This window comes from Shinella sp., assembly GCF_035998705.1.
GTDB lineage: Bacteria > Pseudomonadota > Alphaproteobacteria > Rhizobiales > Rhizobiaceae > Shinella.
On the sequence record NZ_DASYHH010000027.1, the window covers coordinates 49,347 to 62,187 of the forward strand.

Here is a 12,841-nt window from a genome sequence, read left to right on the forward strand (position 1 = left end):
CCTAGGCTCCCTTCATTCTGGTGACGATCCACGAGAGCAGTAGCAGCCCGGCCGTCAGCGTAACGACGCCAACCGATTGCGACAGCGGCAACGCCTGCTGCGTAACGAGCCGCTCGGCTAGGAAGGCGATGCCCGCGACGGGCGAGAGCGCATGGAACGCTGGCGCCGCAGCCTCCAGCAACGCCCGCAGATAGAGCGAAAACAGGCTCATGCTGTCCGCCGGCATCGTCCGCAACAATCCGAGCACCACCTCATAGGTCGCAAGCAGCGCGACGAGCGCAAGATAGAGGACGACCGCCATGCGCACCGACGCGGTCATGCCGGAAACGGCGAGCCCCATCGCCATGACCGGCAGCACGAACAGGCCGTTGGCCAGGATGGCGGCGAAATCTCCGGCACCCGTCACGCCGGCGCCGAGGGGCTGGGCGATCACGAGATAAAGGCAGTGGACGGCAACGAGCGCGGCGAGCACCGCCAGTTCCGCGAGATATTTTGCGAGCACGATCACGCTTAGCGGCACCGGGCCGACGAGCAGGACGTCGAGCGTGCGGTGCTCGCGCTCCCAGCTGAGCGCGCCTGCCAGCCGCAGCCCCAGCACGAGGCCGAGAAAAGCCACCACCAATGTGTTCAGCCCAGCCAGCGGATCCGCTGTCACCACGACGGACTCGGTCTCGAAGGTCCGCGCAAAACCGATGCCGTAGACATAGGCGATCAGGCAGAGCGCACTGGCGACCAGCCAGAACCACAGGGACGCGAACTTGGCGGCCACTTCCCGACGCACCAGCAGAAAGGTCTGCCGCGCGAGGCCCGGCGAATGCAGTCTTGGAAAAATATGGGGCGGGCGGACGTGTTCCATGGCGCGGACGATCACATCACGGTGCGGATCAGGCCGCCGTCGATCCGGAGTGCGGCACCATTGACGATACCGGTGCGGGTACTGCCGAGGAAGGTGACGAAGTCGGCCACCTCCTCCGGCTTCGACAGGCGCTGGATCAGCGAGGTCGGGCGGTTCTCCGCGACGAAGCGGCGCTCCGCGTCCGGTGTGGGAACGCCCGGATAAAGGCCGGCAATGAGATCGGCCACACCTTCGGTGCTGCACGGGCCCGGCAGGACCGAGTTGACGGTGACGGCGGTGCCCTTGGTCGTTTCGGCGAGGTTGCGGGCAAGCGACAGCTGCATGGTTTTCGTGGCGCTGTAGGCGGGCATTTCCGGTGCAGGATTGATGCCGGATTCGCTTGCCATGAACACGACGCGGCCGCTGTTGCGCGCCAGCATCTTCGGCAGGTAGTTTCTCGCGAGCCTGACGCCGCTCATGACGTTGACCTCGATCAGCTCGTACCAGCGGTCGTCGCCGGCCTTGTAGATGTCGACGGCTTCATAGATACCGAGATTGACCACCAGCACGTCGACATCGGGGCAATTGGCGATGAGCTCGTCGCAGCCCTCCTTCGTGCCGGAATTGCCGACGGCCTGCTCCAGCCGTGCTTCCGGCATCTCTGTCCTGATACGGGCTATGGCCTTCGCGATGGTCTCTTCGCCGCGGCCGTTGATGACCACGGTCGCCCCTTCCCGCGCCATGGCCGTCGCAATGGCGAGGCCGAGGCCGCCGGTGGATGCGGTAATCAGGCAGCGCCTGTCGCGATAGCCGAGATCCATGGTCTTTTCCCTTTCAATGGACGAGCCGTGCGGGCTCCTGCCGGACCGGGCGTTCCGGCCGGGTCAAACCGATAAAGATGTCCTCCAGCGACGGCGTGGCCGCATCGACGGAGAGCACGGTGTATCCCGCGTTCGAGAGCATCCGGACTGCGTGCGCCCGCGCATCTCGCCCATCCTCGGGCGAGCCGCGCAGGACCAGTTCCAGCCGGTGCGGGCCGGTCTGGTGCGCCCGCGCCACGCCCGGCAAGACGGCAATCCCCTGAATGCATTGCGCCGCCGGCTCATAGAGTTCGACCTGTAGGCTGCCCGCCGAGAGGCCGGCCGGAAGCAACTCCCCCGGCCGTCCTGTCGCCAGAACGCGGCCCTGGCGCATAAAGACGACGCTGTCGCAGACCCGCTCCATCTCCGCCAGTTGGTGGGAAGAGAAGAGCAGCGTCACGCCCTCCGCCTTCATCTCGCGAAAGATCGCGCGCATGTCGGCAACGCCGTTCGGGTCGAGGCCGAGCGTCGGCTCGTCGAGGATGAGCAGTTCCGGCCGGTGCAGCATCACGCGGGCGAGACAGGCGCGCTGCTGCATGCCGCGGGAAAAATCGCCGAGCCGCCGGTCGGCCGCAGCGGTGAGGCCGACGCGTTCGATCACTTCCTTCACCCGGTTGCCCGCATCGGCAATGCCGTAGAGATCGGCGAAGAAGCGGAGATAGGCCCGCGCGGTCATCTCCGGATAGATCCGCGGCTTCTCCTGCAAATAACCGAACAGCACCCGCAGATCCCGTTGACGGCTGCCCTGCGGCACGCCGAACAGTTCGATCTCGCCGGCATCCGGCTCGACGAGGCCAACGATCATGTTCATCACCGTCGTCTTTCCGGCGCCATTCGGGCCCAGAAAACCGGTGATCTCGCCGCGCGCCACCGAGAAGGTGGCATCCTCCACGGCGCGTTTGGCCCCGAAGGATTTGGAAAGCGCGGTGACGGCAAGGGCGGGGCTGGTCACGGGATCATCCTTCTCAATAGGGCAGCGGCGTCACGTAGAGCCGGACCAGATTGATGACGATCATCGACACGCCCGCCGCCAGCAGGAACTCCATCGGCCAGGCGAGAAATTTGGCCCGGTCGTTCCAGAGTTTCAGCGAGACGATCACGATGACGGCGATCAGCGAGGCCGGCCAATGCGAGACATCGCCGGCCATGACGGTGCAGGACCCGAGCAACAAGGCCAGGATGACGAGAAGGATGACGTTGGACCGGTTCATCTCAGATATCCTCTCTCGAAATATCGCTGCCGGCCGCCTGCGCGATGGTGCGCCCCGTCACGGGATCGAACAGGTAGATCCAGTTCGGATCGAAGCGGGCCGCAAGCGCGCTGCCTTCGTCCTTCGAGAGATGGGCCGTTTCGGTGGTGGAACTACGGGTCGTCACCATGACGGAACCGCATTGAAGCACGTAGAGATTTTCCGCGCCGGTCGGCTCGAAGGAATAGAGCTCGGCGACGATGCGGTGGCCTGCATCCGGCGTTTCGCGGATCGCGATATGCTCGGGGCGGATGCCGAGACGCACCGGCTGGTCGACGAGGTCCGCAAGGCGGTTTCGCGCTACCCAATCCGCATCGAGCGGCACCGCGAAATGCTCGGTCATCGCGACGATTTTGCCTTCGAGGCGCGCGATGCGGGCATCAAGAATGTTCATCTGCGGTTCGCCGACGAAGGTCGCGACGAATTCCGTCGCCGGCCGCTCGAAGATTTCACGCGGGGTGGCGAATTGCAGCATCTCGCCGTCCTTCATCACGATGATGCGGTCGGCCATGGTCATGGCTTCGAGTTGGTCATGCGTGACGAAGATGGTGGTGACGCCGACGGTCTTCTGAATGTGGCGCAGCTCGGCGCGCATCTGCCCGCGCAACTGGGCATCGAGATGCGACATCGGCTCGTCCATCAGGAAAACGTCGGCATCGCGCACCAGCATGCGGGCGATCGCCACGCGCTGGAGCTGGCCGGCCGAAAGCTGGTCGGGCTTGCGTTGCAGCACCTCGGTGATCTGCATGGTGCGCGCGACGGCCTCCACCTTGCTCGCGATCTCCGCCCGGCCGAGGCGGCGCACCTCCAGCGGATAGGCGATGTTGCCGAACACCGTCAGGTGGCGGTAGAGGCCGTAATCCTGAAAGACCATGCCGACATTGCGGTAGCGCGGCCGGAGGAACGTGACGTTGCGCCCGCCGATGGCGATGCGCCCGCTGCTCGGCATTTCGAGGCCGGCGATCATCCGGAGCGTCGTCGTCTTGCCGCAACCGGAGGGGCCGAGCAGGAAGACGAATTCGCCATCGTTCACGGTAATGTTGACATCGTCGACGGCCTTGAACGCGCCGAACTGCTTCATCAGACTGTGGATCTCGATATCAGCCATGATGGCGTTCCATTCTGTTGGAAAAAGAGGTCATTTGCGCACCACGCCCTGCGAGAGGCCGCTGATCAGCTGTCGTTGCAAAAGCAGCACGAAAAGGATGAGCGGTGCCGTGATCAGCACGACGGCGGCACCCAGCACGTTCCAGCGGATGTCCGCGCCGATCGAATAGGCCATGATGGCGGGCGGCATGGTCTTCGCCTGCGTGCTGGTAAGGAAGGTCGCGAAGGCGAACTCGTTCCAGGACAGGATCATGACGAAAATCGAGGTCGCCGTAATCGAGGGCATCATCAGCGGTAGCGTCACCTTGCGGAAGGCGGCAAACCACGTGTCGCCGTCCACCATGGCGGATTCCTCGTAGCGGCGGGGAATGTCGCGGAAATAGCCGGTCAGCATCCACACCACGAAGGGCAGCTGCATGGCCGTGTAGAGGAGGACGAGCCCCGCCAGCGTGTCGAGCAGCCCGGCGGTCTGGAAGGTGACGAAGATGGGGATGAGCACCGCCACCGGCGGCATCATGCGGTTCGTCAGCACCCAGAACGACACGTCGTCCCGGCCGGTAAAATCGTAACGCGCCAGCGCGTAGGCGCAAAACATGCCTATCGTCACCGAGAAGAAGGTGGACGCGAGCGAGACGATCACGCTGTTGAAGAAATTCTTCATGATGCCCTTCTCGACGATCAGGTAATGAAACGCTTCGAGGGAGGGCGTGAAGAACCAGGCGGGCGTGGCCGACGAGGCCGAGGCACCGTCCATGAAGCCGGTCATGACCACCCAGAGATAGGGCACGAAATTGACCAGGCAGACGAGGATGAGCACCAGGTAGACCCACCAGTTGCGCTGCACCAGCGGCGCTGCGGGCGATTCCATATTGTAGGTTGGCTGCTTCATGGCGGCTCTCCTTACTCGGCGACTTCGGTCTTCGACCGGAAGACGCGGATAAACACGAAGCTCATCACGATGATGATCATCATCATGATCAGCGACAGGGCCGCAGCCTTCGACGCGTCGAAGAATTCGAGGCCGGTCTTCGTCAGGAAGACATTCATGGTGGTGGTGGCGTTGCCCGGTCCGCCGCGGGTCATGATCACGATCAGCTCATAGGTGCGGAAAGCATCCATGGTGCGGATGATGACGGCGATGAGGATCGCGGGCCGGAGCAGCGGCATGGTGATGGTCCAGAACACCCGCCAGGAGCTGGCGCCATCGATTTCCGCCGCCTCGTAGGGTTGGCGCGGAATGGAGGCGAGACCGGCCGACAGCATCAGGAACATGAACGGCGTCCACTCCCAGACATCGACGAAAACCAGCGTCTGGAAGGCGATCGTCGGGTCGGAGAGGAACGGGATTTCGCCGAAGCCGAGCGCCTTGGTAATGCCGCCGACATAGTAGGTCATCAGGCCGGCGCCGGGATAGAACATGTAGCGCCAGATGAGGGCGGCGACCAAAGGCGGCAGGATCATCGGAATGAGGATGAAGACGCGCATGAAGGCGATGCCGGCCAGTTGCCGCTGGAAGAGCAGCGCCAGCCCAAGGCCGAGCCAGAATTCGATGAACACCGCCTGCACCGTGAAGAGCAGCGTCTTGCGCAGCGCATGCCAGAATTCCGGATCCTGGATCAGCGCCTGGTACTGGTAGAGCCCGACGAAGATGCGCGGCAGGTACGGCTTGGACAGGATGACGTTGTGGCTCGCGATGTAGAGCGAGTAGAGAAACGGATAGATGCCGATGGCGAACAGGATGATCAGCGTCGGCGCCATCAGCACCCAGGGGAAGACCGCTCGGTTCGAAGGGCCGAAACGGGACAGGATGCCCCTATGGCCAAGCGCCATCGGCGGGGCTGTTGTGGTGCGTTCCGAGATCGACATGTCTCAGTCCCTTTGAATTGCGGTTGGAGAGGCAGCCGGCACCCGGGCGTGAAACCACGCCCGGGCGCCCTCAGGAGGTCAGTTCCACTCGGACGGAAGGCGATCGTAGTAGGTGAGATCCCGCCACTGCTGCTTCGGCAGGTCGTTGCGGCCGGGAATGTAGTAGCCGCCCTTGCGCATCGCGTCGGTCATGCGCTTTTCCATGTTGGCGGCAGCCGTCTTGCTGTCGATCTCGCCGATCCAGACGCGGTTGCCCTCTTCGCCCATGATGTCGGAGATTTCGGCCCACTCCGGCACGCGCACGCGCTCGTCCGGATTGGTCTCTTTCAGCATGAATTCGTAGACGCCGGGCCACCAGGGCTGGTACTTCGCAAGCGTCTCGCTCTTGTAGGTCGAGTGGCGCGACGGGCCGGCACCGTATTGGGTGGCGCGGGCCTGAACATCCTTCGAGGTCACCCATTGCATGAAGGTCCAGGCGGCTTCCTTGTTCTTGGAGTCCTTGGAAACGCCGAGCGACCAGGCGCCGAACCACGGGTCGATCACGCCATCGGGACCGGCCGGCGTGTGCAGGTGCACGTTCTTGCCGGCAACCTTCGCCTGTGTTTCGGGATCTTCGAAGAAGCCCTTGACGAAGTCCTGGTAGTTCCAGGTGCCGAAGGCATTGCCCGCCTGGTAGACGGCGGTCGCCTCGCCGATGCCCCAGTTGGCGCTGTCGGCCGGCATGAATTCCTTGAGGCTCAGGAAGTAATCGATCGAGGCGACGGTGCGCTCGTTGTTGATGGTGATCTTCCAGTCCTTGTCGACATATTCGTCGCCCTTGGTTTCGGGCGTCTGGTAGGCGAACAGGTATGGCAGGTAGGTGACGCCCCAGAACCAGCGGCCCGGGATGTTGGCAAAGCCGATCATGTTGGATTCGGGATTGTTCACCTTCTTGGCGGCGTCATACATGTATTTCGTGGTGAATTCCGGCGAGAAGCGCTCCGGCAGCTTGAAGCCCGCCTTCTCCGCCACATCCGCGCGGAATGTCGTGCCGACGGGGCCTGCGCCGATCGGTAGCGTATAGAGCGTATCGTTGAAGACGCCCGTGCCGCTGATGACGCGCGGCAGGAAGTCGTCGATGTCATAGTCGGCATCCGTCAGCTCGGCATTCTTGACATAGGGCATCAGCGGCTCGAGGAAGCCGGCCGCGGCATATTCGGCAAGCCACATCACGTCGACCGCGAAGAAGTCGTAGGTGCCGGTGCCCTGCTGCATTTCCACCAGCGATTTCTGGCGGTAGTTCTCGAAGGGCACCTCGTCGACGACGACCTTGATGCCGTATTTCTCCTCGAATTCCGGGAAGAACTTTGCCAGCGCCGCAAACTGCGGCATGGACGGGGCGAGGAAGTGCACGGTCTTGCCCGAGAGCGCCTTCTGCGCCTCCGTCTGCGCATGGGTCGGAAGGGCCAGCATCAATAGCGACAGCCCGGCCGCCGTTGCGGCACTCAATTTCACGATGGTCATTCTCTCCTCCTCCGTTGATGTGCATGCGTATCCATCGTCACGCCCGGTCAGGCGTGCAGTCGTGCCGGCTTTTGTCGGGTGAAGCGGGCCTGGCGCACGGTGCGGCCGCTGTCGGCGTCGAACAGGTAGATGAAGTCGGGATCGATGCGGAACGCGATCGGCGCACCGATCGCGCGCGGATATTTCAGCGCGGCATCGAGCGTCGTCATGGCGCGGATCACCTGGCCATCCACCTCGATGTCGAACACCACCCGCGAGCCCAGCGTCTCGACGGCGAAGACCGTGCCCTGCACGCGGCAGGGGTGTGCCGTATCCGGTGGGCAGAGGTGGAGCTGCTGCGGGCGCAGCCCCAGCAGATAGCTGCCGCCGGGTTTCACCGGTTCGCCATCCTGCATCCAGTCGTGATCGACTTCGATATAGGCATCGCCGACGCGCAGCGAATGGCAGCCATTGGCCTCGGAAATCACCGCCTTCATGACGTTCATCGGCGGCTCACCGACGAAGGTCGCGGCAAACAGCGTTTCCGGCCGGTCGAACAGGTCCTGCGGGGCCGCGATCTGCTCGATGCGGCCCTTGTTGATCAGCACGATCCGGTCGGCCATGGTCATGGCCTCGAGCTGGTCGTGCGAGACATAGAGCATCGTCGCCTTGAACTCGCGCTGGAGCCGCTTGAACTCGACGCGCATGCGGGCACGCAATTTTGCGTCAAGGTGGGAGATCGGCTCGTCGAGTAGGAAGACATCCGCATCGCGCACCAAGGCGCGGCCGATCGCGACACGCTGCATTTGGCCGCCGGAGAGCTGGTTCGGCCGGCGTTCCAGGAATTTTTCGATCTGTAATGTCTCGGCGACGCCGACGATGTGGCGGCGGATCTCGGCCTCCGCCATCTTCCGGATGCGCAGCGGATAGGCGAGGTTTTCGAAGACGCTCAGATGCGGAAAGAGCGAGTGTTTGTCGTAGACCATGGCGAGGTTACGCTCGCGCGGCGTCCATTGTGTCACGTCGCGGCCGCCGATCATGATGCGGCCGGCGCCAGCCTCCTCCAGTCCGGCGACGAGGCGCAGCGTGGTGGTTTTGCCTGCCCCGGACGGACCGAGCAGAAACACGGCCTCGCGATCGGCCACGTCGAGCGAGATGCCGCGCACCGCTTCGAAGCCGCCCTTGAATGTCTTTGCCAAGTTGTCGATCTGAAGGTCAGCCATTGTCTTTTCCGGTTGAGATCAAAGAATTGCGCGGATGGTGCCGCCTTCGGCCCGCATCGCCATGCCGTTCAGCGCGGGTGACGCCGCAAGATGCACGACGCTGGCGGCAACCTCTTCCGGCGCGATCATCCGGCGGATCAGCGATGTCGGCTCGGTCTCGTCGAAATAGTCGGCGACCACCTGCTCGCGGGTAACGCCTTTTTCGCGGGCGATCTCTTCGTGGTAACGCCGCACGGCGAGCGTGTCGGTCGGCCCGGGCAGGATGGTGTTGACGCGCACGCGCGTGCCCTGGGTCAATTCGGCGAGCGCCCGCGAAACACCGAGAAGGCATGCTTTCATCGCGCCGTAGTGTGGCATCCAGGCCTGCGGCTTCACCGCGCTCTCGCTGCTGATGAAGACGATGGAGCCCTCGCCCCGCGCCAGCATGTCCTGCAACAGCAGCCGCGACATGCGCACGCCCGTCATGACGTTGACGTCGAAGAAGCGGAACCAGTCCTCGTCGCGCGTTTCGAAGAAAGGCCGCACTTCGAAGATGCCGACGGAGTTGATGAGAAAATCGACGGGCGCCGCGGCCCGCGCAAAATCAGCAAGACGCAGGCCCTCGCCGGCAACGGTGAGGTCGCAGGCCATGCCGCGCGCCTCGGGGCCAAGCTTTGCGACCGCATCGGCAACTTCCGCCGCGGCGAGCCCGCTTACCGTCGCCCTTGCGCCCTCGGCGACGAAGGCCTCGGCCACCGCAAGGCCGATGCCCGTGGCGCCTCCGGTGATCAGCACATGCTTGCCATTTAGACCATAATCCATTGCCCAAACCTCCCATGGCAATCGGGGATCAACCCCGGCGCACCACCCCTCCAGGCGATCCGCTCATTCCCTCCGTTCGGCCTACCCGGCCGCCAGCCCTGCCGGCCGGAGGAAACTTGCCTCGGCCGATAGAACTAATTTCTTTTCATAATTTTTGCAAGAAAATAAATTTTACATTATTTCACAAACGTCGCCCGGCGAAAGCATCGACACAGTTTCCCGCGCGTCAGCCGGAGCACGGACATGTGCCTGGGCGAAATCGATGAACTCCGACGTCCTGGCCGGCAGCCGGCGCCGGCTGTCGCTGAGCAGGCAGACCGTCTGCGGTTCCGGCTCGAACGCGCCGAGCACCGGCACCAGAAGGCCGGAAGCCAGTTCCGTTTCGACATCGGCCAATGCCGTCCGCAGGATACCAAGACCTTGAATCGCAAAGTTTTTCAGCGTCGCGGGATCGCTCGCCCGGAACCGCCCATCGACTGAAACGGTGCCCTCCCCCTCCCGAAAGCCCCAGTCATTGCCGGCGAATGCGGAACCATCGAGCCGCAGGCATTCATGCCGACAGAGGTCGGCCGGGCGAATGGGGATTCCATGCCCCGTCAGATAGGCCGGCGCTGCACAGGTCACCGTTTCCATCGAAAACAATTTCCGGATCGTCAGGTTCGAATCCCGCACCGGCCCGACCCTGAGCGCGGCATCGAAGGGAATTTCATGCAGGCTGCCCGGCGGATCGAAGCGCAGGGAAAAGTGCAGGTTCGGGTGGGCGCAGGCAAAACTGCGCACCAGCGAGAGGAGCTGCACACGGCTGATATCCGCAGCACAGGAGAGCACGAGGCCGCCCGAGACGGCCGTGCGCCGTCCGCCCATGTCGCGCTCCAGATCGGCAAAGCCCGACAGCACCGGCCTCGCCCTCTCCAGCAGCAGCTTGCCCTCCTCCGTCAACAGCAGCGAGCGCGTCGTGCGCCGCACTAGCGCCACGCCATAATGATCCTCCAGCGCCTTCAGCCGCCCGCTGATCGTCGCCGGCGCCATGCCGAGGCGGTTTGCGGCGCTCACCATGCTCTGCGAGCGGGCGATTTCCGAAAACATCCTGAGATCGGCCAAACCATTCATCTTGGATCCTCCTGTCAGGCATGTCTGCCTGGCGGCTCCGATGCCCGGCGCCCGCAGCGGGGCGCCCTCCTACCGGCATGCGGAACCTCTGATCCAAGGAGTAACACCACGCCCCGGCAGGGTGCGGTGAAATATGGTCATTTGATCCTGTACGTTTCGTCACAAATCCTAGGCGACGATATGCCGGGCCAGATAATCGATGAAGGCGCGGATGCGTGGCGCCAGCGGCGACTGGTCGGCATAGATGATCGAGACCGGCTCGCGGTCCCCCGGATTGTAAGTGTCGAGCACTGCGACAAGGCGCCCCGTCTTCAGGTCGTTGCCGATATGGAATTCGGACAGGCGCGCGAGCCCCACCCCGTCCAGCGCGAACCGCCGCAGGCTCTCGCCATTGTCGAGGCTGAGATTGCCCTTCACCGCGAGATCGAGCTGCGTGGGAATACCGTCCTGTTCGATGCGGAAGGGCCACTTGCCGTAGCTGCGGCTGAAGCCGAGCGTCAGGCAATTGTGCTCCAGCAGGTCGCGCGGCTCGGCCGGAATGCCATGTTTGTCGAGATACGCCGGCGAGGCCACCACGCGCCGCGGAGACGCGACAATGCGCCGGGCGCGGATCGTCGAATCCGTCAGCACGCCCGTGCGGATCGCCACGTCGATGCCGTCGCCGATGAGATCCGTTGTGCTGTCGGACAGCGAGAATTCCAGGCTGATATCCGGATAGGCCTCCAGAAAACCGGGCACCAGCGGCGACACGCAATGCAGCCCGAACGGCACGTTGCAGCTGACGCGCAGCACGCCACCGACCTGGCCGGCGCTCTCCTTTACGCCACGCTCCAGGCTGGAAATATCCTTGAGGATCTGCTTGCCGCGGGCGAAATAGTCCTCCCCCTCCGACGTCAGCCGCAGCTTGCGCGTCGAACGCACGGCGAGCGGCAGGCCGAGCCGCGTCTCGATGCGCGCGATGATCTTGCTGACGGCCGACGGCGAGAGATGCAGCGCATCGGCCGCCGCGGTGAAGCTCCCCGTCTCAACCACCTTCACGAAGACCTCGATCTCGGAAATCCTGCCGGCCATGACCCGTCTCCATTCATGAACCTTTGTCACCTCACTTATGCCAGTGCTCCGCTTTTTGGCACAAGTGAGAAATGACAGACACAAGGTCGAACATTGTGGAGGAGACATCAACATGTATCAGAAGCGGGCACTCATCGCCGGCGCAACCGGCATTGTCGGGCTCAATGTGGCCGAACACCTGCACGAACGCGGCGGGTGGGAGATCACCGGCCTCAGCCGCCGACCGCCGGCCGGCGCATCCTACATGCGCTCGATCGCCGTCGACCTTCTCGACCGCGAAGCGGCGCTCAGAACACTCGGCGAACTGAAGCCCACCCACGTCCACTATTGTACATGGACGCTCGGCCGCAACGAGGACGAAAACATCCGCCTGAACGGCGGCATGCTGCGCACCCTGCTGGACGGCGTGGCGGCGGCGGGCACCGTCGAGCACGTCGCGGTCGTCACCGGAACCAAGCACTATCTCGGCCCCTTCGAGGACTACGGCAAGGTGACGCCGGTGACCCCGTTTCGCGAAGACGCCCCGCGGCTGGAAAAGAAGAACTTCTATTACGAGCTGGAAGACATCGCGATGGATTATGCCGCGCGCCATGGTTTCGGCTGGTCGGTGCACCGCTCGCACACGATCATCGGCTATGCCGTCGGCAATCTCATGAACATCGGTGCGACGCTCGCCACCTATGCCTCGATCTGCAAGGCGACCGGCGCGCCGTTCGTCTTCCCCGGAACGCCGACCGCCTATCGCGGCATCAACGACATCACCGACGCGCGGCTGCTCGCAAAACACATCGTCTGGGCCTCCACCGAGCCCAATGCCCGCAACGAAGCCTTCAACGCCACCAACGGCGACGTCTTCCGCTGGGAGCAACTATGGCAGCGTATCGCCGACTATTTTGGCGTGAAGGCCGCCTATCCCGGTGAATACAATTCGCTGACGGACCGCATGAGCACGCTCGGCCCGCAATGGGAGACGCTCGTCGCAGAACACGGTTTGCAGCCGAACCCGCTCGACCGCCTCGCCTCGCCGTGGCACACCGACCTCGACCTCGGCCGCCCGATGGAATGCCTGCACTCCATGGCAAAAAGCCGCGCGCTCGGTTTTGCCGATTTCCAGGACACCGAACAGTCTTTCATCGACGTTTTCGATCGGCTGCGCGCCGAGCGGATCATTCCCTGATCAATAAAAAGCGCGTACGAAAGAGCCCGGAGGATCCAATCCTCCGGGCTTTTCTGCAT

13 protein-coding genes are annotated in these 12,841 nt (G+C 63.7%); 1 reads left to right on the plus strand and 12 read right to left on the minus strand.

Features of this window, described 5'->3' with window-relative positions; genetic code table 11:
* Position 1: 1 nt before the first annotated feature.
* The 12 genes from VGN93_RS23450 to VGN93_RS23505 all read right to left on the minus strand — a co-directional run bounded on the left by VGN93_RS23450 (position 2) and on the right by VGN93_RS23505 (position 11,605).
* On the minus strand, positions 2–856 hold the full coding sequence (locus VGN93_RS23450; protein WP_327509408.1) for an ABC transporter permease subunit: 855 nt from the start codon (positions 854–856) through the stop codon (positions 2–4).
* An 11-nt stretch (positions 857–867) separates the two neighbouring features.
* Positions 868–1,656: an SDR family oxidoreductase gene (locus VGN93_RS23455; RefSeq protein WP_327509409.1), complete on the minus strand. Its 789-nt coding sequence runs from the start codon at positions 1,654–1,656 to the stop codon at positions 868–870.
* A gap of 13 nt (positions 1,657–1,669) precedes the next feature.
* Positions 1,670–2,647 (minus strand): ABC transporter ATP-binding protein, encoded by a 978-nt coding sequence (locus VGN93_RS23460; RefSeq protein WP_327509410.1) that lies wholly within the window; start codon positions 2,645–2,647, stop codon positions 1,670–1,672.
* 13 nt (positions 2,648–2,660) lie between these two features.
* Complete coding sequence (locus tag VGN93_RS23465) at positions 2,661–2,906, minus strand: hypothetical protein (protein ID WP_327509411.1); 246 nt, start codon at positions 2,904–2,906, stop codon at positions 2,661–2,663.
* Between the two features lies 1 nt (position 2,907).
* Complete coding sequence (locus VGN93_RS23470; protein WP_327509412.1) at positions 2,908–4,053, minus strand: ABC transporter ATP-binding protein; 1,146 nt, start codon at positions 4,051–4,053, stop codon at positions 2,908–2,910.
* Between the two features lie 30 nt (positions 4,054–4,083).
* Positions 4,084–4,941 (minus strand): carbohydrate ABC transporter permease, encoded by an 858-nt coding sequence (locus VGN93_RS23475; RefSeq protein ID WP_256114525.1) that lies wholly within the window; start codon positions 4,939–4,941, stop codon positions 4,084–4,086.
* An 11-nt stretch (positions 4,942–4,952) separates the two neighbouring features.
* Positions 4,953–5,918, minus strand: coding sequence for a sugar ABC transporter permease (locus VGN93_RS23480; RefSeq protein WP_327509413.1), 966 nt, complete (start codon positions 5,916–5,918; stop codon positions 4,953–4,955).
* A gap of 78 nt (positions 5,919–5,996) precedes the next feature.
* Entirely contained in the window at positions 5,997–7,421 is a 1,425-nt protein-coding gene (locus tag VGN93_RS23485; RefSeq protein ID WP_327509414.1) for an ABC transporter substrate-binding protein, read from the minus strand.
* 47 nt (positions 7,422–7,468) lie between these two features.
* Positions 7,469–8,623: an ABC transporter ATP-binding protein gene (locus tag VGN93_RS23490; protein ID WP_327509415.1), complete on the minus strand. Its 1,155-nt coding sequence runs from the start codon at positions 8,621–8,623 to the stop codon at positions 7,469–7,471.
* Between the two features lie 18 nt (positions 8,624–8,641).
* A complete protein-coding gene (locus tag VGN93_RS23495; protein WP_327509416.1) occupies positions 8,642–9,424 on the minus strand; it encodes an SDR family oxidoreductase in 783 nt (260 codons plus the stop codon).
* Positions 9,425–9,595: 171 nt separating this feature from the next.
* Entirely contained in the window at positions 9,596–10,534 is a 939-nt protein-coding gene (locus VGN93_RS23500) for a LysR family transcriptional regulator (RefSeq protein WP_327509417.1), read from the minus strand.
* 168 nt (positions 10,535–10,702) lie between these two features.
* Positions 10,703–11,605, minus strand: a complete 903-nt coding sequence (locus VGN93_RS23505; protein WP_327509418.1) for a LysR family transcriptional regulator — start codon at positions 11,603–11,605, stop codon at positions 10,703–10,705.
* Between the two features lie 112 nt (positions 11,606–11,717).
* On the opposite strand from VGN93_RS23505, the gene VGN93_RS23510 reads away from it, so the two are divergent.
* Entirely contained in the window at positions 11,718–12,782 is a 1,065-nt protein-coding gene (locus tag VGN93_RS23510; protein ID WP_327509420.1) for an SDR family oxidoreductase, read from the plus strand.
* The last annotated feature ends 59 nt before the right edge of the window (positions 12,783–12,841 follow it).

Bases quoted from the DNA above. Each gene is read 5' to 3' on its own strand.
- VGN93_RS23455 (WP_327509409.1), bottom strand. From the start codon at position 1,656: ATGGATCTCGGCTATCGCGACAGGCGCTGCCTGATTACCGCATCCACC.
- VGN93_RS23475 (WP_256114525.1), bottom strand. From the start codon at position 4,941: ATGAAGCAGCCAACCTACAATATGGAATCGCCCGCAGCGCCGCTGGTG.
- VGN93_RS23500 (WP_327509417.1), bottom strand. From the start codon at position 10,534: ATGAATGGTTTGGCCGATCTCAGGATGTTTTCGGAAATCGCCCGCTCG.
- VGN93_RS23465 (WP_327509411.1), bottom strand. From the start codon at position 2,906: ATGAACCGGTCCAACGTCATCCTTCTCGTCATCCTGGCCTTGTTGCTC.
- VGN93_RS23470 (WP_327509412.1), bottom strand. From the start codon at position 4,053: ATGGCTGATATCGAGATCCACAGTCTGATGAAGCAGTTCGGCGCGTTC.
- VGN93_RS23510 (WP_327509420.1), top strand. From the start codon at position 11,718: ATGTATCAGAAGCGGGCACTCATCGCCGGCGCAACCGGCATTGTCGGG.
- VGN93_RS23485 (WP_327509414.1), bottom strand. From the start codon at position 7,421: ATGACCATCGTGAAATTGAGTGCCGCAACGGCGGCCGGGCTGTCGCTA.
- VGN93_RS23490 (WP_327509415.1), bottom strand. From the start codon at position 8,623: ATGGCTGACCTTCAGATCGACAACTTGGCAAAGACATTCAAGGGCGGC.
- VGN93_RS23480 (WP_327509413.1), bottom strand. From the start codon at position 5,918: ATGTCGATCTCGGAACGCACCACAACAGCCCCGCCGATGGCGCTTGGC.
- VGN93_RS23450 (WP_327509408.1), bottom strand. From the start codon at position 856: ATGGAACACGTCCGCCCGCCCCATATTTTTCCAAGACTGCATTCGCCG.
- VGN93_RS23495 (WP_327509416.1), bottom strand. From the start codon at position 9,424: ATGGATTATGGTCTAAATGGCAAGCATGTGCTGATCACCGGAGGCGCC.
- VGN93_RS23505 (WP_327509418.1), bottom strand. From the start codon at position 11,605: ATGGCCGGCAGGATTTCCGAGATCGAGGTCTTCGTGAAGGTGGTTGAG.